We start from the raw sequence: 18,242 nt of genomic DNA, 5'->3' as shown, positions 1-18,242 counted from the left end.
CGTATCTTGAGCGCGGCGCCCCACCGGCCCCGCTGAGGACAGCGGCGGGGCCGGGGCGTGCCCTTGGAAGCGCCGTCCGACGCATCGCCCGTTCCCCGAAGGAGACCCCTCCGGTGTCGCACCTCCCCGACGCACCCTCCCGCCCCGCCCCGCCCAGGTCAGCCCGCCGCCGCCGGCTGCTGCCGATAGTCATCACCGGCTCCCTCGCCCTGGCGGGCCTGGGCGTCCACACGGCGTTCGCCACGCCGTCGGCCGACGCACTGGTGGCGGAGGTCTACGGCGGCGGGGGCAACTCCGGCGCCACGTACACCAATGACTTCATCGAGCTGGCCAACGCCGGCTCGGGCGCGCTGGACCTCTCCGGCTACAGCGTGCAGTACCTCTCCGGCAGCCCGACCGCCAGCTCGAAGTGGCAGGTCACCCCGCTCAGCGGCAGCGTGGCGGCCGGTGGCCGCTACCTGGTCGCCGAGGCCGCCGGCACCGGCGGCACCACCGCGCTGCCCACCCCGGACGCCACCGGCAACCTCGCCCTGTCGGGCACCTCCGGCACCGTGGCGCTGGTCCAGGGCACCGCCCCGCTCAGCTGCGTGACCGCCGCCGACTGCGCGGCCGACAGCCGGATCAAGGACCTGGTCGGCTACGGCGGCGCCGTCGTCCACGAGGGTTCCGGCGCGGCCGCCGGGGCGAGCAACACCGACTCGGTCGCCCGCCCCGCGCTGGTCGACACCGACGACAACGCCGCCGACTTCACCGCCGGTGCGCCCACCCCGGCCAACTCCAAGGGCCCCGGCTGCGACACCGGCCCCGGCACGCCGCCCACCAGCCCCACCCCCGCCCCGACGGTGACCGTGATCGCCGCCAAGATCCACGACATCCAGGGCATCACCCGGGTCTCCCCGCTGGCGGGCAAGGCCGTCACCAATGTCACCGGTGTCGTCACCGGGCTGCGCACCAGCGGCTCCAAGGGCTTCTGGATGCAGGACCCGCGCCCGGACAACGACCCCGCCACCAGCGAGGGCATCTTCGTCTTCACCAGCTCCAACCCCACCGTCGCGGTCGGTGACAGCGTCACCGTCGCGGGCACCGTCAGCGAGTACTACCCGGGCGGCGCCGACTCCGGCATCCAGTCGATCACCGAGCTCACCAAGCCCACGGTGACCGTGGTCTCCAGCGACAACCCGCTGCCCGCCCCGGTGGTGCTCTCCAAGAAGAACGTCCCGGACGCCTTCGCCCCCAAGGCGGGCTCCGGCTCCATCGACGACCTGACGCTGGACCCGGCGCACTACGCGCTGGACCTGTACGAGTCGCTGGAGGGCATGACCGTCAGCGTCTCCGACGCCCGGGTGGTCGGCGCCACCGACTCGTACGGCGAGCTGTGGGTCACCGTCAAGCCCAACCAGCACCAGACCAAGCGCGGCGGCACCTACTACGCCTCGTACGACGACCCCAACTCCGGCCGCCTGATGGTGCAGTCGCTGATCCCGACCGCCACCCGGCCGTTCCCGACCGCCAATGTGGGCGACACCCTCTCCGGCACCACCAGCGGCCCGCTGGACTACAACCAGTTCGCCGGTACGTACGCGGTGGCCGCCACCACGCTGGGCAAGGTCATCGACGGCGGGCTGAAGCGCGAGGTGACCGAGGCCGCCAAGGACAAGGAGGTGAGCGTCGCCACCTACAACGTGGAGAACCTGGACCCGACCGACCCGCAGTCCAAGTTCGACGCGCTGGCGTCCGGCCTGGTGGACAACCTGCGCTCGCCCGACATCGTCGCCCTGGAGGAGATCCAGGACGACAACGGCGCCAAGGACGACGGCACGGTGACCGCCGGGGTGACCCTGCAGAAGCTGGTGGACGCCATCGTGGCGGCGGGCGGCCCGCGCTACTCCTGGCGGTCCATCGACCCGCAGAACGACCAGGACGGCGGTGAGCCCGGCGGCAACATCCGCACCGCGTTCCTGTTCAACCCGAAGCGGGTCGGCTTCACCGACCGCGCGGGCGGCAACGCCACCACCGCCGTCGGCGTCACCGGCAAGGGCGCGACCACCGCGCTGACCGTCTCCCCCGGCCGGATCGCCCCCACCGACGAGGCGTGGAAGAGCAGCCGCAAGCCGCTGGTGGGTGAGTTCACCTTCCGGGGCGACAACCTCTTCGTGATCGCCAACCACTTCAACAGCAAGGGCGGCGACCAGGACCTGACCAGCCGCTTCCAGCCGCCGGTCCGCTCCTCCGAGGTGCAGCGCGTCAAGCAGGCCACCCTGGAGCACGACTTCGTCCAGCAGCTGCTGGCGGCCGACCCCAAGGCCCGGATCGTCGCGCTGGGCGACCTGAACGACTACCAGTTCTCGCCCGCCGTGCAGACCCTGACCGGCAACGGCAAGGTGCTCACCGACCTGGTGAACACGCTGCCGGAGAAGGAGCGGTACTCCTACGTCTTCGACGGCAACTCCCAGGTGCTGGACCACATCCTGGTCAGCCCGGCGGTGACCCAGGTCAAGTACGACGTGGTGCACATCAACTCCGAGTTCGCGGACCAGGCCAGCGACCACGACCCGCAGGTGGTGCGGATCAAGCCGTAACGGCGGTCCTGGCGGGCCCGTCCACCCCCGGTGCGGGGTGGGCGGGCCCGCTGCCGTCGCCGCCGCCGGCCGACTCCGCTCCGCCGCCGGCCGACCCCGCTCCGCCACCGGCCGCCCCTGGCACGGGCTGCCCGGAGTCTTGACGGGCAAGTGCCCGGAATGGGTTCATGGGGGCGGTACCGGCTGCGGGTCGCTGCTGGGCGATCCGGGCCGTCGTGGGAGCGCTCCCGTCCCCACCGCCGCAGTCTGCCCGGTCGCACCGCAGCGGCACGCGGACCGCCCCTGGTCCAACCGGCAGACGCAGGCGAGAGGTCCATCCATGAGGAAGAACATCCTGGGCACGGTGCTGGCCGTACTGGCCGTCGTGCTCGCCCTGGTCGTCGCACGACCGGCCGACTCGGCCGTGGCGGCGACCACCGCGCCCGTCCGGATCATGCCCCTGGGCGACTCCATCACCGGCTCACCGGGCTGTTGGCGGGCGCTGCTCTGGAACAAGTTGCAGAACACCGGCTACACCAACATCGACTTCGTCGGCACGCTCGGCCCGCAGGGCTGCTCGGTGCCGTACGACGGGGACAACGAGGGCCACGGCGGCGCCCTGGTGACCACGGTGGCCGACCAGAACCAGCTGCCCGGCTGGCTCTCCGCCACGCACCCCGACATCGTTGTCATGCACTTCGGTACCAATGACGTCTGGAGCAACCGCTCCACCGCCCAGATCCTGGCCGCCTACAGCACGCTGGTGGACCAGATGCGGGCGTCCAACTCCAAGATGAAGATCCTGGTCGCCCAGATCATCCCGATGAACCCGGACACCTGCTCGGAGTGCGCGCAGCGGGTGGTGGCGCTGAACGCCGCCATCCCCGGCTGGGCGGCGGGCAAGACCACCTCGCAGTCCCCGATCACCGTGGTGGACCAGTGGACCGGCTTCAATGACGCCACCGACACCTCGGACGGGGTGCACCCCAACGACCAGGGCATCGTCAAGGTGGCCGACCGCTGGTACCCGGCGGTGGTCGCCGCGCTGAACGGCACCACCCCCACCCAGCCGCCGACCACCCCGCCGACGACTCCCCCGACCACGCCGCCCACCACTCCCCCGACCACCCCGCCCACCACGCCGCCGACCACCAAGCCGCCGACGTCCGGTGCCTCCTGCACCGCGACATACAGCTCGGTGGGCAGCTGGCAGGGCGGCTTCCAGGGCGAGGTGGCGGTGCGCAACAGCGGCACCGCGCCGATCGCCCACTGGACGGTGACGCTGAACCTGCCGAGCGGTGAGCAGCTCACCCAGATCTGGAACGGCACGCTCAGCGGCAGCGGCTCCAACCTGAAGGTCACGGACGTGGGCTGGAACGGCGCGCTCCAGCCGGCGGCCAGTACGACCTTCGGCTTCCTCGGCTCGACGACGGGCAGCGTCACCGCCCCGACGCTCAGCTGCGCCGCGTCCTGACCCCTGCGAAACCGGCGCCGGGCCCGCAGGAGCATCCTGCGGGCCCGGCGCCCCCGTTCACGCCTTCGCGCCCCGGCCCATGCCTCAGGCGCCCTGACGCCTCACGCCCTGACGCCTCACGCCCTGACGCCTCACGCCCTGACGCCTCACGCCCTGACGCCTCACGCCTTGACGCCCCGGTGCAGCGCCACCACGCCGCCGGTCAGATTGCGCCAGGCGACCTCGCGCCACCCGGCGTCCTGCATCTTCCGCGCCAGCTCCGGCTGGTCGGGCCACGCCCGGATCGACTCCGCCAGGTAGACGTAAGCGTCCGGGTTGCTGCTCACGGCGGTGGCCACCGGCGGCAGCGCCCGCATCAGGTACTCGGAGTAGACGGTGCGGAACGGCGCCCAGGTGGGGCTGGAGAACTCGCAGATCACCACCCGCCCGCCGGGCCGGGTCACCCGCAGCATCTCGCGCAGCGCGGTGCCGGTGTCCTGCACATTGCGCAGCGCGAAGGAGATGGTGACCACGTCGAAGGACTCGTCGGCGAACGGCAGCCGGGTGGCGTCCCCGGCCGTCAGCGGCAGCGCCGGGTGACGGCGCTTGCCCTCGGTGAGCATGCCGAGCGAGAAGTCGCAGGGCACCACCCGGGCGCCCGCCGCCGCGAACGGCAGTGAGGAGGTGCCGGTGCCGGCGCCCAGGTCCAGCACCCGCTGGCCGGGTCGGGCGGCCACCGCGCGGGCCACCGCGCGCCGCCAGGCTCGGGCCTGCCCGAGGGAGAGCACATCGTTGGTCAGGTCGTACTTGGCCGCCACACCGTCGAACATCACGGCGACTTCGTGCGGCTGCTTGTCCAGGGAGGCTCGGGTCACAAGCCCATTGTTCACCGCGCGGCCAGGCGGTGCGCCAGCGGGCCTCAGCGGCGCGCGCGCCGACCGCCGCGCCTGCGGCGGCGGGGCCGCTGTGCGGCGGCGGTGACGCCCTCGGAGGCGAAGACGGCGGTGGTCCGGACCCGGCCGGCCCGCACGGCGGCGGCCCGGCGGTGGCGGCCGATCCGGATCAGGCACACCACCAGCACGCCGAGCCCCATCGGCACGCTGGTCTGGGCGAGACCTATGCCGGCCGGCTGGGGATAGCGCTCGCCGCAGACCCGGACGGCGTGCGGGTCGGCCGCCGCGTACTCCAGGCAGATCGGGTCGCCCACGGCGGCGTCGTCGGGCAGCCGCAGGTCGGCCGCGCGCTGGGCGGTGCCGGCGGCCTGGTACGAGACCTCGCTGTAGGTGGCCGTGCCGGACGCGAGGCGGGTGACGGTGCCGGACACCTTCACCGGGTTGGCGGCGATCCGGTCGGCCTGGTTCAACTGGCGCCAGCCGAGCACGCTCATGCCGAGCGCCAGAACGGCGCTGAGCACGGCGGCGACGTACCAGCCTCGGCCGATCCGGAGGACGGTCTCGGATCGCATCGCTCCTGCTTGCTGCCCTGCGGGGCATGGGGGACGGACTCGGGGACGACCCGCCACGGAAACGGCGGCCTGTCCGGGATGGTAGCGGCCGAAGGGCCTCCGGGTCACGGCCGGTCCGGTCCAACCCGGCCCGTCCGGCCGTGAGTTCGGGCCCCGGTGCGGGTCAGCGGCGGCGGTGCACCAGCCGTCCGGCCAGTACGGTCGCGATGCAGCAGCCCGCCCCGGCGGCCCGCAGCAGCGCTTCGGCCGCCGCCGGATCGGCGGCCGGGGGGCCGTCGGGCAGCGGCACGTCGAAGACCGCCAGGTCGGCCCGGCCGCCGGGGGCCAGCGGGCCGTGCGCGGCGGCGGCCAGGGGGGCGCCGCTCAGCAGGTCGAAGCCGGGCCGCGGGTCGAAGCCGGGGTCGGCGGCCGGGGCGGGCAGCGGCACCAGCCCGGAGCGGCTGACGGCGGTCCGTACGGCGGCCCGTTCGAATGGACCGGCCACCGCCGTGGTGCCGTGCCGCAACATCAGCTGGAGGCCCCGCCGGGCGCTGCCGCCCCAGGCCGCCGCGTCGGGGTCGAGCGCGGCCAGCGCCGCGCCGGTGACCGGCTCGGTGCCGAGCCGGTCGGCGTCGCGCGGGTCGGGGTGGTAGGCGTGCTCCAGCAGCCGGTGGCCGTGCGGATTGCGCAGACCGGGTGTCAGCACGCCGTGCCAGACCCGGGTGCGGGCCTCGGGGTGGGCGGCGGCCAGCTCCTGGTACGGGCCGATGGCGGCGATCCGGTCGTCGCGCACCGCCACCGCCCCGTCGGGCAGCGGCGGGGCGGCGACGGGCAGCACCAGGTCGGCGCGGTGCAGGGTGAGCACGGGCGGGTCAGCCGGTCGCGAGGATCTTCAGCTCGGGGTGGGCGGTGCCGCCCTCGATCGCGGTGGAGGCGATGTGCGAGGCCACCCGGGCGTCCACCGGGTCGTTCGCCGGGTCGTCGTGCACCGCGAGGTGCTCATAGGTGGTGGCGCGCTGGGCGGGGGTGCGGCCGGCCGCCCGGATGAGCTGGATCAGCTCCAGCAGGTTGGAGCGGTGCTTGGCGCCGGCCGAGGAGACCACGTTCTCCTCCAGCATCACCGAGCCGAGGTCGTCGGCGCCGTAGTGCAGCGACAGCTGGCCGACCTCCTTGCCGGTGGTCAGCCAGGAGCCCTGGATGTGGGCGACGTTGTCCAGGAAGATCCGGGCGACGGCGATGATCCGCAGGTACTCGAAGAGGGTCGCCTGGGTGCGGCCCTTCAGATGGTTGTTCTGCGGCTGGTAGGTGTAGGGGATGAAGGCGCGGAAGCCGCCGGTGCGGTCCTGCACGTCACGGATCATGCGCAGGTGCTCGATCCGCTCGGCGTTGGTCTCGCCGGTGCCCATCAGCATGGTGGCGGTGGACTCCACGCCCAGGTTGTGCGCGGTCTCCATGATCTCCAGCCAGCGCTCACCGGACTCCTTGAGCGGCGCGATCGCCGTGCGCGGCCGCTCCGGCAGCAGCTCGGCGCCGGCGCCGGCGAAGGAGTCGAGACCGGCGGCGTGGATGCGGCGGATGGCCTCCTCCACGCTCACACCGGAGATCCGGGCCATGTGCTCGACCTCGGAGGCGCCCAGCGAGTGGATCACCAGCTGCGGGAAGCTCTCCTTGATCGCGGAGAAGGCCCGCTCGTAGTACTCCACGCCGTAGTCCGGGTGGTGGCCGCCCTGGAACATGATCTGGGTGCCGCCCAGCTCCACCGTCTCCGCGCAGCGCCGCAGGATCTCGTCCAGGTCGCGGGACCACCCCTTGTCGCTCTTGGGGGCCGCGTAGAAGGCGCAGAACTTGCAGGCCGTCACGCACACATTGGTGTAGTTGATGTTGCGCTCGATGATGTACGTGGCGATGTGCTCGGTGCCCGCGTACCGGCGGCGGCGCACCGCGTCGGCGGCGGCGCCCAGCGCGTGCAGGGGGGCGTGCCGGTAGAGGTCGAGCGCCTCGTCCGGGGTGATGCGACCGCCGGCCGCCGCGCGGTCGAGGACGGACCGGAGGTCGTCCCCGGAGGGTGCGGCGAGGGTCGCTGCGGGCTCGGACACCTGGCGTCCTTTCCTACAAACGGGTCGTGGTGGTACGGCCGGCCGACCGCCGAACCAGCCTACGCCAGCCCCCTGACGGCCCCCGTCAGCCCTGCCTGGCCAGACAGCCCTGCCTGGCCAGACAGCCCTGCCCGGCCGGCTCAGCCCTGCCTGGCCAGGTCTCCGGACGGGTTGGTGCCCATCGCGTCGGCGACCTCCACATGCAGGGTGCCGTCGGCGCCCAGGGTGTACGTCTGGGTTTCCGGGGTGCCGGTGCACTGGGTGTTGCCGCCGGTGGGCTCCTCCCGTACGACGATCCGGTCGGCGCCCACCGAGAGCAGCGTGCCGTGGCCCAGGCAGTAGGCGCCCTTGGTCAGCTGGGAGTTGTTGCGCGACTCGGTGACGATGCCGCCCACCTTTCCCTGGCGGACCGTCACCTCCAGGGTGCTGGGCAGCGGCACCAGCGCGGTGGTGATGTCGCCCCGCCACTTGCCGAGCAGCCCCTAGGGCACCGCTGCGCCGGACGCCTCCGGGCTGCGCGCGGGGCCGCTCGTCCGGCCGTGGGTGGGCGAGTCGGTACGGGCGGCGGTCGGGCCGCCGCTCCGGGCGCCGTCCGCGCTCCCGCTGCTGCTGCCGTCGCCGTCCCGGTTGCCGTGCAGCAGCAGTACCAGCGCGGTGGCACCGCCCGCGAGCAGCAGCAGCACCCCGGCGGCCGGCGCGGCCTTGGCACCGCCGCGGCGCCGGGGCGGGGCGGCCGGGGCGGGCTGTGCTACGGCGGCTGCGGGGGGCTCGGCGGGCCGGACCTGCTGGGTCGGGGTCCAGCCCAGGGGCGGCCCGGCGTCCCCGGACCCGGCGGCGAGTCCGGGGGCGAGTCCGGGGGCGAGTCCGGCGGCGGGCTCGGCCGGGGTGGCGGTGTCGGTCGGCGTCCAGTCGGCGGCGGGCGGCCCGAACGCCCCGGTGACCGGCCGCACCCCCGAGCCGCTGCCCGATCCGCCGGCCGGGACCGGCCAGGGGCCGGCGGCCGGGTCCGCCGCCTCGCCCTCCAGGTCCAGCAGCTCCACCGCCCGCCGCCCCACCGCCGCCGACAGCGCGGGCGGCAGCCAGCCGTCGCGCAGCAGCCGGGCGGTCTCGCCGCCCTCGGCCAGCAGTTCCCGCAGCTCACCGGGGTCGGGCCGCTGCGCCGCCTCCTTGGCCAGGCACGCCGCCACGGCGTCCCGCAGCGGACCGGCCAGCGGGCCGAGGTCGGGCTGCTCGTGCAGCACCCGGTAGAGCAGGACGGCCGCGCTCACCCCCTGGCCGAACGGCGGCGTCCCGGTGGCCGCGTACGCCAGCACGGCGCCCAGCGAGAAGACGTCGCCCGCCGGGCCCGCCTCCTGTCCGGCGGCCTGCTCCGGCGACAGATAGCCGGGCGAGCCGACCACGTACCCCGTCCGGGTGAGCGAGGACGCCGCGTCCAGCGCGCGGGCGATGCCGAAGTCGATCAGCCGGGGCCCGTCCAGCGCCAGCAGGACGTTGGACGGCTTGACGTCGCGGTGCACCAGCCCGGTGGCGTGCACCGCCGCCAGCGCGTCGGCCAGCCCGGCGCCGAGGGCCCGCACCACGTGCTCGGGGAGCGGCCCGGTGCTCCGCACCGCCGCGTCCAGGGCGGGGCCGGCCACATAGCCGGTGGCCACCCAGGGCTGCGGGCCCTCGGTGTCGGCGTCCAGCACCGGCGCGGTCCAGGCGCCGCCGACCCGGCGGGCGGCGGCCACCTCCTGCCGGAAGCGGGCCCGGAACTCCGCGTCGTCGGCCAGGTCGGGGCGCACCACCTTCACGGCCACCGTCCGGCCGCCGGCCGTGCGGCCCAGGTAGACCCGGCCCATCCCGCCCGCGCCGAGCCGCCGCAGCAGCCGGTAGCCGCCGATCTGCTGTGGATCGTCCGGCCCCAGCGGTTCCATGGCCCGTTCCCCTCCGTACGGCGGCATGTCCGCCGCCACCGTACCGGGGCCGCCACCCGGCAGCACCGCCCGCACCGCCCCCGGCCGACCCGCCGTCAGCCGGCCCGGCACACACCACCGCCCAGCACCACGGCCCCCGCAGCCCCCGTCAACTCCCCGGAAATAGCGCCTCGAAGGCCGCCCGGAGCGCCCCGAGGGCCGTGGCCACCGCCGTGACGCCGGTGAGGGCGTCGACGACCGTGACGATCCGGCGCCGCAGCACGCCCGGCTGCGGCTGCCCGCCGCCCGCCGCCGCCTCGATCTCGGCCAGCGCCCGCTCCGCGTCCGCCGCGTCGGCCTCCTCGACCGCGCCGGGCCGCTCCGCCCGCAGCCGGGCCAGTTCGGCGCGGAGCGCCGCCGCCGCCTCGACCAGCGCCCGCTCGGCCGAGGCGGCGGCCGGGCCCGGCGGCGCGGTGTCGATGTGCACCCGGGCGTGGGCGCCGCCGGCCACATGGCCGTGGATGACACCGCCGGTCACCTGCACCCCGCCGAAGTTCTGGCTCCCGCTGTTGCCGCCCGCCGGGCCGCCGCCGCGCTCCGCTGCCATCCGTCCTCCTTCTGACCCCTGACCCCTGACCCCTGACCCCTGACCGCTGACCGCTGTGGCGTCAGCCGCCCGACCCCACCCGGGGCGGCGGCGTGGAGAGGTTCACCCGGGCCTGGGCGCCGCCGGCCACATGGCCGTGGACGGTGCCGCCGGTGACCTGCACCCCGCCGTGGTTGATGTTGTTGATGATGTACTCCGTCTGGCTGCGGAACGCCGCCGTGCTGTACCCCCGGCCCTCCAGCTCACCGAGCACGGCGGAGAAGACCCGCTGGCTGACCGTCCCGAAGAAGCGGTCGACGTCGTTCTTCTGGAAGACGTTCTGGTACCCCTGCGCGGCGGCCAGCTCCCGGACGCTGATCCGCGGGCTGCGGTCGACGGCGTACCGCCCGGCCACCTGCCGGTACCGGCGCCGGATGCGAGCCGCCCGCCGGACGGAGGAGAACGCGGTGCCGACCTGGGCGATCGCCCCGGTGACCTCCACCCCGAGCCGGCGCCCGGCCAGGCCGAGCGCCACCGCGCCGTCCGAGAGCAGGTCGGGATCGCCCAGCCGGTCCACCAGGTGGTACGCCTCGGAGACCGGCGGCAGGACGTACGGGGAGAGCTCCAGGTGCAGCATGCCGCCCTGGGTGGTGACCCGGACCAGTACGGTGGCCACCACCTCCTCCTGCCAGCTGCCGATCCGCACCGCGAGGCAGTGCCGCAGCCGCTCGTGTCCGGAGAGCGCGAGGGCGTCGGCCCAGGGGCGGGTGAGCACCGGAATCCCGTCGGCGGACGGGCCGGACATCCGGCCCAGCCAGTCGCCGGTCTCCCCCGGCCGGGTGCCGGGCCGGAAGACCCGGTCGGTGACGGTGAGGCCGTGCAGTGCGTCCCACGGGTAGTCGGGGCCGCCGCCGAGGGCGCGGACCGCCGTGGAGATCGCCTGGTAGAGCAGGGCGGCGTCCACCGGTTCGGGCTCGCGCTCCTCGGCCCGCCGGGCGGCGGAGGCGATCAGCTCCATGTTGACCTGGAGGTAGTCCTGCGGCACGCCCAGGCCGATCAGCGGCGCATGGTCGCTGTACAGCAGCTCGGGCCCGGACTGCTGAAGGCCCAGCGTGCCGTAGATCCGCTTGAGGATCGGGCTGTCCGTGCCGACCCGGGCGTCCGGCCCCGCGCGGCCCGCGAGCACCGTCCGCACCCGGTAGCCGAGCGCGGCGGCGATCAGCCAGAGCACCGCCAGCATCCCCAGGTACACGGGCAGCGAGAAGCCGTACCCCGACTCGTACCCACTGTCGTACCGCCGCCCGAACACCTCGGACACCCCGTAGCCCCAGAGCAGCAGCCAGCGGGCGAGCACCACCGTGGCCAGCACGGCCAGCACCGCCCGCCAGCCGCCGCGCCGCCCCGGCCCGGCCGTCAGCGCCACCACGGCGTCGGTGCGGCCGTCGGCCAGCGCGACCCCGGCGGCGCGCGGCGAACCGCCGCGCGCCCGGAACAGCCGCAGCAGCAGGACGGTGGCGAGGACGAACAGGGTCGCCACGGAGTCGACCGTGAAGAAGCCGATCAGCAGGACGAGCAGCATCGCCAGCCCGGCCCACACCTCGTCGCGCCGGGCGCGCAGGCACTCGTGCAGCACCCGGACCAGGTCGGTGCCGGGCGAGGGGGCGGGCACCCGGTAGGAGTGCTCGACCAGCTCGGAGATCACGGCGTTGCGGAAGTGGCGGTCCAGCCGGGCCGCCGCGCAGAGGTAGCGGGTGGCGTCGCCGCGCGCCGGGCCGGCGTGGAACTGGAGCGCCTGGTGGGTGGGCGCCTCCACCGGAGGGCCCTTCGGCTGTGGAGGAATCCGGGCGCCATCGCCGCTGCCCGGCCCCGATACGGTCATCCCGACCCCCCGTGTGCGTGAGGACCCTCGAAGTGGGGTGACTGTACATCAGGTACCGCCCTCCCGGATACCCTCTGTGACGCCCCCGCTGCCCGGCCGGTTCAGCGCTCCAGCAGCCGCACCCGGACGTCCGGCGCGAAGCCGCTGTCATGGCCCACCCGGCGGGCGAACTCCGCGATGCCGGCCAGCTGCCCCGCGCCGAGCGAGTAGTCCAGCGCGCTGGTGAAGTACCGCTCCAGTACGTCGACGTCGAAGCTCTCCCAGCGGGCGGCCTGCTCCGCGACCTTGGGGGCCTCCTCCATCGACAGGTCGCGGGAGGCCAGGAACGCCCGGTGCACCTCGCGCAGCAGCTCCGGCTCGCGCTCGGCGAAGTCGCGGCGGGCGGCCCAGACGGCGAAGACGAAGGGCAGGCCGGTCCACTCCTTCCACATGGCGCCCAGGTCGTGCACCTGGAGCCCCAGCCGGGGCGCCTCGTCGAGGTTGGCCCGCAGCGCGGCGTCACCGATCAGTACGGCGGCGTCGGCCTCGCGCATCATCAGGCCGAGGTCGGGCGGGCAGCTGAAGTACTCGGGCCGGACGCCCTCCCGCTCCTCCAGCAGCAGCTGGGCCAGCCGCACCGACGTCCGGCTGGTGGAGCCCAGGGCGACCCGGCGGCCGTCCAGCTCGGCCAGCGGCACCTGGCTGACGATCACGCAGGACATCACCGGGCCGTCGCTGCCGACCGCGATGTCGGGGAGGACGACCAGTTCGTCGGCGTGGCGCAGGTACTCCACGCAGGTGATCGGGCCGACGTCCAGGGCACCGGTCACCAGCAGGTCGCTGAGCTTCTCGGGGGTGTCCTTGGTGAGGTCCAGGTCGAGCAGGCTCCCGGTCCTGGCGAGCCCCCAGTAGAGGGGCAGGCAGTTGAGGAACTGGATGTGGCCCACCCGGGGCCTGGTGGCTGCGGGGTGGACGCCGTCGGCAGTTGTAGTGTGCACCCTCCGCAGGTTATGCCCGGCTCGCCACCCCACCGGCGCGGGGTCCCGGAAGGCGCTGCCGGGCGCGTCGGGACACGCCCGTACGCGGGTATGTCATCCCTGGCCGGAGGCCCAACGCCCGTGCTACGGTTGCCCGCAGTTGCAGTTTGATTTCCCTTGCAGTACTTGAAGCCTGCGGAGCATGTGACCGCGGGCTTTTCGTAGTTTTTCAGCAGAAACTCCGGGTTCACGCCCGGGGGCAGGGCGATCAGCGCAGCGGACCGGGTACCACGAGGTGTGGTTCCCTTCACGTCCCTCGCAAGGAGAACGGTATGGCGACCGGAACCGTCAAGTGGTTCAACGCCGAGAAGGGCTTCGGCTTCATCGCCCAGGAGGGCGGCGGCCCCGACGTCTTCGTCCACTACTCCGCCATCAACGCGAACGGTTTCCGCTCGCTGGAGGAGAACCAGGCTGTGTCGTTCGACGTGACCCAGGGCCCGAAGGGCCCGCAGGCGGAGAACGTCAGCGTCCTCTGACCATCCTCTGATCGCCCGGAGCCCGGGTCCGCCCTCGCGGAAACCCGTGCTCCATCCGGTGGCCACGACGAGCACCACCCAAGGGGGCCCGCGCGTATGCGTACGCGACGGGCCCCCTGCCCTTTTCCGCCGCGCCATTTCGCGGCCATCCCCCTTTCGGCCCCACCGGGACCGTTTGACCCGGGATGGTTATACGTATAACTTACGACGGTGCGCTACCTCGCCCTGCTGCGTGGCCCGTACGTCGTGCGGCTGCTGGCCGGCACGCTCGTCGGCCGCCTCCCCTCCGGAATGACGGCCCTGGTCATCGCCCTCGCCCTGCGCGAGGCCGGCGCCCCCTACAGCCGGATCGGCGCCGTCACCGCCGCCTACGCGGTCGCCTCCGCCGTCGGCGGCCCGGCCCTCGGCCGACTGGTCGACCGGGCCGGACAGCCCCGGGTGCTGCTCAGCTCCGCCTGCGTGGCCGGGCTCGGCTACGCCCTGCTGGCCGTCGCGCCCGGCAATGCCGCCGCCGCGTTCGGCGGCGCGGTGCTCGCCGGGGCCGCGATGCCGCCGCTGGAGCCCTGCCTCCGGGCGCTGTGGCCGGAGATCGTCGCCAAGGAGCAGTTGGACACCGCGTACGCCTTCGACTCCGCCTCCCAGCAGCTGCTGTACGTGGTCGGACCGCTCGCGGTGGCCGTGGTCGCCGCCGTCGCCTCCCCGGCCACCGCGCTCTGGATCGCCGCCGGGCTCGGCCTGGCCGGCGCCCTGGTGGTCGCCACCGCCGCGCCGGCCCGGCAGTGGACCGCGCCGCCGCGCGGGGCCGGCGCCGGGCTGCTGGGGCCGCTGCGCTCCACCGGGCTGGTCCTGCTGCTGGTCGGCCTGGCCGGGGCCGGCTGGGCGCTGGGCGCGCAGGCGGTGCTGTACGTCGCGTACGCGGAGGCGCACGCCGGTGAGCTGTCCGGCGGCGCCGGGACGCTGCTCGCGGTCGCCGCCTTCGGCGGGCTGGTCGGCGCGCTGGTGTACGGCGCGGTGCCGTGGCGGGGCCGTGCGGCGGGCGGGCTGCCGGTCTGGGCGCTGGCCTCGGTGATGGCGGCGGGCTTCATCGCCCTGGTGCTGCTGCCCCCGCCCGGTGTGATGACCGTACTGTCCTTCTTCGCCGGGCTGGGCCTGGCCCCGCTGCTGGCAGTCTCCTTCGCCCTGATCGGGGAGCTGGCGCCGCCCGGCACCACCACCGAGGCGTTCGCCTGGCTGGTCACCGTGATCGCCGCGGGCAACGCGGCGGGCGCCGCCACCGCCGGGGTCCTGGTCGACGGCTCACTGCGGTCCGCCGCCGTCTGCGGCGCGGCCGGGATCACCCTCGGCGCCGTACTGCTGCGCACCACCCGCCACCGGCTGCTGCCCCCGTCCCCGGACCCCGTCACGGCGGAAGCACTCCCGACCACCGGCTGACCCCTCGGTTCCCGCCGCACCGGCGCGGTCCCGTACCCGGGGCCGGGCCTCAGCGGGCCGTGGCGGCGGCGGTGGAGGCGCGCAGCAGCAGGGTGGTCGGCAGCGGCGCGGGGGCGGCGGGCGGGTCGCCGTCCAGCAGCGCGGCCAGCGCGGCGACGCCATGGCGGCCCAGCTGCTCGCCGGGCAGGTCGACGGTGGTCAGCGGCGGGGTGAGCAGTTCGGCGGCGGTGATGTTGTCCATGCCGACGACGGAGAGGTCATCCGGGATGCGCAGCCCCAGCTCGGCCGCCGCCTGGTAGACGCCGGAGGCGACCACGTCGTCGTCGCACATCACGGCGCGCGGCGGGTCGGGTACGGCCAGCAGGGCGCGGGCCGCCGTACGGGCCGCCGCCAGGCCCTCGTTGAGGCTGACCCCGACCTCCACCACCGACAGGCCCCGGGCCGCCTCCTCGAAGGCGGCCTGCCGGGCGCGGAAGGTGTGGGCGGAGAGGGTGGAGCGCAGATGGCCGATCCGGCGGTGGCCCAGCGCGGCCAGGTGCTCCACGGCCGCCCGCATGCCGCCCGCGACGTCCAGTTCGACGGTGAGCCGGGTGCCGCCGGACGCGTACGTCGGGTCGGAGTCCAGGAAGACGACGGGGGTGGAGTCGGGCAGTTCGCCGAGCTGCCGGTCGTCCGGCGAGCAGATCAGCAGCCCGTCGAACTGGCTGGTGGTGGTGGCCCTGGCCAGGGTGGCGCTGCTCCAGCCGGAGCTGACCACCACCGCGAGCCCGTGCCGGCCCGCCTCCTCGTGGGCGCCCTCCAGCACCCGGGCGAAGAACGGCCCCAGGATGTTGGGCACCGCCAGCAGGACCAGCCCGGTGCGGCCCAGCCGCAGCTGGCGGCCGACGGCGTGCGGCCGGTAGCCCAGCTCCCGGGCGGCGCCGCGCACCCGCTCCCGGGTGGCGTCGGACACCCGGTGGGCACCGCCGCCGCCGGAGAAGACCAGCGACACGGTGGCCTGCGAGACGCCGGCCAGGCGTGCCACGTCACGCCCGGTGGGGCGGCGGTCCTGGGTCGGCTGCACGGCGGCGGGGGCGGGAGGTCAGGCGGACGCGGTGCGGTCGCCGGAGAGCGCGTCGGCACCGGCGGCCGCAGCGGCGGCGGCGCGGTTGGCGTCGTCGAGCGCGTCCTCCTCGGCGTTCTGCGCGGCGATCCGCTCGGCGGTGCGCAGCCGCTTGCCCGCGACCTTGCCGACGATCTGCTCGGACATCTCGTCGCGCTGCCGGCTGAGCACCACATAGCTGACCGGCGCCGAGACCAGCGCGGCCACCAGCAGCAGGAAGACGTACCCGGTCTGCCCGGTCACCGGGATGACCCCGTAGTGCGCCAGCAGCACGCAGAGCAGGAAGCAGACGACGAAGATGGACGCCCGCATGGACGTGTAGCGGAGGGTGGCATGCGACTTGCTCACTGGTGGCCTCTCTCTCGGTGCCGGGCACGGCCGGCCGTGCTGGACCCTCCACCAGTCAAGCACGCCGCCGGTCGCGCCCGGCGGACAGGGCCGCTCCTCGGCCCGTCCCGGGCCCGTCGGTGCGGGTCGACCCAGGTCAGTGCGGGTCGAGCCGGGCCAGTACGGGTCGAGCCGGGTCAGTGCGGGTTGAGCCGGGCCAGTGCAGGCCGAGCCACATGGTGACGTCGTCGCGGTCGTCGCCGTCGGCCACCCGGATCGCGCCGGGCACCCGGCCCACCTCCTTGTACCCGCTGCGGGCGTAGAAGGTCTCCAGGCCCAGCCCGCCGCGCAGCGTGAGCCGCAGCCCGGCCAGCCCCCAGGCGCGGGCCAGCCGCTCCGCCTCCGCGAGCAGGTCGGCGCCGTAGCCCCGCCCCTGGAAGTCCGGGTGCACCATGACCCGCTTGAGCAGCCGCCAGTGCTCCATCAGCTCGAAGCGCTGCGACTCGAAGAAGAGCACCGCCGCCAGTCGGCCGCTCTCCCGGTCGTACCCGGTCAGCAGCCGGTCCGGTCCGTCGGCCACGCCGCGCAGCTGCTGCTCGGCGACGGGCCGGACCCGCTCGGTGCTGACCGGGGGCAGGAAGCCGACGGCGCCGCCCGCGTTGCTGACGTCCGTCCACAGGGTGGTGATCCGCGCGCCGAGGTCGGGGGTGACCTCGGGGTCGAGGACGAAGGAGAGTCCCATGTCCCCGACCCTATCCACCCTGGTCAGCGCGGCCGAACGCCACCGACCGCCGGAAGGGGGCCGTCAGAGGCGCATGGCCTGCGGCTGCTCGCGGCGGTCCGGGTCCGGGCCCTCGTACTCGCGGATGATCTCGTACCGGGTGTTGCGCTCCACCGGGCGGAAGCCCGCGTCCCGGATCAGCTCCAGCAGGTCGTCACGGCTGAGCTTGTTGGGGGTGCCGTAGTTGTCCGCATCGTGGGTGATCTTGTACTCCACGACCGAGCCGTCCATGTCGTCGGCGCCGTGCTGGAGGGCGAGCTGCGCGGTCTGCACACCGTGCATCACCCAGAACACCTTCACATGCGGGACGTTGTCGAACAGCAGCCGGGAGACGGCGAAGGTCTTCAGCGCCTCGGCGCCGGTCGCCATGGTGGTGCGCGCCTGGAGGCGGTTGCGGACCTTGCCGTCCTTCATGTCCACGAAGTCGTGCTGGTAGCGCAGCGGGATGAAGACCTGGAAGCCGCCGGTCTCGTCCTGGAGCTCACGCAGCCGCAGCACGTGGTCCACCCGGTGGCGGGGCTCCTCGATGTGCCCGTAGAGCATGGTGCAGGGGGTCTTGAGGCCCTTGCCGTGCGCCAGCCGGTGGATGCGCGACCAGTCCTCCCAGTGGGTGTCGTGGTCCACAATGTGCTGCCGGACCTCCCAGTCGAAGATCTCCGCGCCGCCGCCGGTCAGCGACTCCAGACCGGCGTCGATCAGCTCGTCCAGGATCTCGTCGGCCGGCAGTCCGCTGATCCGCTCGAACCAGTGGATCTCGGTGGCGGTGAACGCCTTGAGGTTGACGTTCGGCAGGGCCTTCTTCAACTCCCGCAGCGAGCGCGGGTAGTAGCGCCAGGGCAGCGTGGGGTGCAGGCCGTTGACGATGTGCAGCTCGGTGAGCTGGTCGCTCTCCATCGCCTTGGCCAGGCGCACGGCCTCCTCGATGCGCATGGTGTACGCGTCCTTCTCGCCCGGCTTGCGCTGGAAGGAGCAGTACGCGCAGGAGGCGCTGCACACATTGGTCATATTGAGGTGGCGGTTGATGTTGAAGTGGACGACGTCGCCGTTCTTCCGCGTCCGCACATGGTGCGCCAGGCCGCCCAGCCAGGCCAGGTCATCGCTCTCGTACAGGGCGATGCCGTCCTCGCGGGACAGCCGCTCACCTGCGAAGACCTTTGCCTCCAGCTCGCGCTTGAGCCCTGCGTCCATGTGCGCCTCC

17 protein-coding genes are annotated in these 18,242 nt (G+C 74.3%); 4 read left to right on the top strand and 13 right to left on the bottom strand.

The window, feature by feature from the left end:
* Window positions 1-179 precede the first annotated feature (179 nt).
* Window positions 180-2,579, top strand: a complete 2,400-nt coding sequence (locus ACIQGZ_RS03950) for an endonuclease/exonuclease/phosphatase family protein (protein WP_402599973.1) — start codon at window positions 180-182, stop codon at window positions 2,577-2,579.
* A gap of 319 nt (window positions 2,580-2,898) precedes the next feature.
* The gene (locus ACIQGZ_RS03945; protein ID WP_402599171.1) at window positions 2,899-4,032 is read left to right on the top strand and encodes a cellulose binding domain-containing protein; all 1,134 of its coding nucleotides are present in this window, start codon (window positions 2,899-2,901) and stop codon (window positions 4,030-4,032) included.
* Window positions 4,033-4,193: 161 nt separating this feature from the next.
* Here ACIQGZ_RS03945 and ACIQGZ_RS03940 read toward each other — a convergent pair whose 3' ends face one another.
* The 9 genes from ACIQGZ_RS03940 to ACIQGZ_RS03900 all read right to left on the bottom strand — a co-directional run bounded on the left by ACIQGZ_RS03940 (window position 4,194) and on the right by ACIQGZ_RS03900 (window position 12,888).
* On the bottom strand, window positions 4,194-4,886 hold the full coding sequence (locus tag ACIQGZ_RS03940) for a demethylmenaquinone methyltransferase (protein WP_402599170.1): 693 nt from the start codon (window positions 4,884-4,886) through the stop codon (window positions 4,194-4,196).
* Between the two features lie 44 nt (window positions 4,887-4,930).
* The gene (locus tag ACIQGZ_RS03935) at window positions 4,931-5,476 is read right to left on the bottom strand and encodes a hypothetical protein (protein WP_402599169.1); all 546 of its coding nucleotides are present in this window, start codon (window positions 5,474-5,476) and stop codon (window positions 4,931-4,933) included.
* A gap of 163 nt (window positions 5,477-5,639) precedes the next feature.
* Window positions 5,640-6,320 carry an imidazolonepropionase-like domain-containing protein gene (locus ACIQGZ_RS03930; RefSeq protein ID WP_402599168.1) on the bottom strand — a complete coding sequence of 227 codons (681 nt, stop codon included), beginning with the start codon at window positions 6,318-6,320 and terminating at the stop codon, window positions 5,640-5,642.
* A gap of 7 nt (window positions 6,321-6,327) precedes the next feature.
* A complete protein-coding gene (gene mqnC, locus ACIQGZ_RS03925) occupies window positions 6,328-7,551 on the bottom strand; it encodes a cyclic dehypoxanthinyl futalosine synthase (protein ID WP_402599166.1) in 1,224 nt (407 codons plus the stop codon).
* 140 nt (window positions 7,552-7,691) lie between these two features.
* The gene (locus ACIQGZ_RS03920; protein WP_402599165.1) at window positions 7,692-7,991 is read right to left on the bottom strand and encodes a hypothetical protein; all 300 of its coding nucleotides are present in this window, start codon (window positions 7,989-7,991) and stop codon (window positions 7,692-7,694) included.
* A gap of 42 nt (window positions 7,992-8,033) precedes the next feature.
* Complete coding sequence (locus ACIQGZ_RS03915; RefSeq protein ID WP_402599163.1) at window positions 8,034-9,467, bottom strand: serine/threonine-protein kinase; 1,434 nt, start codon at window positions 9,465-9,467, stop codon at window positions 8,034-8,036.
* A gap of 148 nt (window positions 9,468-9,615) precedes the next feature.
* On the bottom strand, window positions 9,616-10,053 hold the full coding sequence (locus ACIQGZ_RS03910) for a DUF5955 family protein (protein ID WP_402599162.1): 438 nt from the start codon (window positions 10,051-10,053) through the stop codon (window positions 9,616-9,618).
* A 61-nt stretch (window positions 10,054-10,114) separates the two neighbouring features.
* On the bottom strand, window positions 10,115-11,845 hold the full coding sequence (locus ACIQGZ_RS03905) for a hypothetical protein (RefSeq protein ID WP_402599161.1): 1,731 nt from the start codon (window positions 11,843-11,845) through the stop codon (window positions 10,115-10,117).
* Between the two features lie 167 nt (window positions 11,846-12,012).
* A complete protein-coding gene (locus ACIQGZ_RS03900; RefSeq protein ID WP_402599160.1) occupies window positions 12,013-12,888 on the bottom strand; it encodes a menaquinone biosynthetic enzyme MqnA/MqnD family protein in 876 nt (291 codons plus the stop codon).
* 311 nt (window positions 12,889-13,199) lie between these two features.
* Here ACIQGZ_RS03900 and ACIQGZ_RS03895 point away from each other — a divergent pair, with 311 nt between their 5' ends.
* Window positions 13,200-13,403: a cold-shock protein gene (locus ACIQGZ_RS03895; RefSeq protein WP_402599159.1), complete on the top strand. Its 204-nt coding sequence runs from the start codon at window positions 13,200-13,202 to the stop codon at window positions 13,401-13,403.
* A gap of 210 nt (window positions 13,404-13,613) precedes the next feature.
* Complete coding sequence (locus ACIQGZ_RS03890; protein ID WP_402599158.1) at window positions 13,614-14,834, top strand: MFS transporter; 1,221 nt, start codon at window positions 13,614-13,616, stop codon at window positions 14,832-14,834.
* A gap of 49 nt (window positions 14,835-14,883) precedes the next feature.
* Here the strand turns inward: ACIQGZ_RS03890 and ACIQGZ_RS03885 are convergent, their stop codons facing one another.
* The 4 genes from ACIQGZ_RS03885 to mqnE all read right to left on the bottom strand — a co-directional run bounded on the left by ACIQGZ_RS03885 (window position 14,884) and on the right by mqnE (window position 18,232).
* Window positions 14,884-15,858, bottom strand: coding sequence for a LacI family DNA-binding transcriptional regulator (locus ACIQGZ_RS03885; protein WP_402599157.1), 975 nt, complete (start codon window positions 15,856-15,858; stop codon window positions 14,884-14,886).
* A 57-nt stretch (window positions 15,859-15,915) separates the two neighbouring features.
* Window positions 15,916-16,284 (bottom strand): DUF4229 domain-containing protein, encoded by a 369-nt coding sequence (locus ACIQGZ_RS03880; RefSeq protein ID WP_402599155.1) that lies wholly within the window; start codon window positions 16,282-16,284, stop codon window positions 15,916-15,918.
* Window positions 16,285-16,420: 136 nt separating this feature from the next.
* Window positions 16,421-17,005 carry a GNAT family N-acetyltransferase gene (locus tag ACIQGZ_RS03875; protein ID WP_402599153.1) on the bottom strand — a complete coding sequence of 195 codons (585 nt, stop codon included), beginning with the start codon at window positions 17,003-17,005 and terminating at the stop codon, window positions 16,421-16,423.
* 63 nt (window positions 17,006-17,068) lie between these two features.
* A complete protein-coding gene (gene mqnE / locus ACIQGZ_RS03870; protein WP_402599151.1) occupies window positions 17,069-18,232 on the bottom strand; it encodes an aminofutalosine synthase MqnE in 1,164 nt (387 codons plus the stop codon).
* Between the last annotated feature and the right edge of the window lie 10 nt (window positions 18,233-18,242).

Source organism: Streptomyces sp. NPDC092296, assembly GCF_044755465.1.
GTDB lineage: Bacteria > Actinomycetota > Actinomycetes > Streptomycetales > Streptomycetaceae > Peterkaempfera.
The sequence above is the reverse complement of the archived record's forward strand: the minus strand, read 5'-3'. Positions and strand labels throughout refer to the sequence as shown.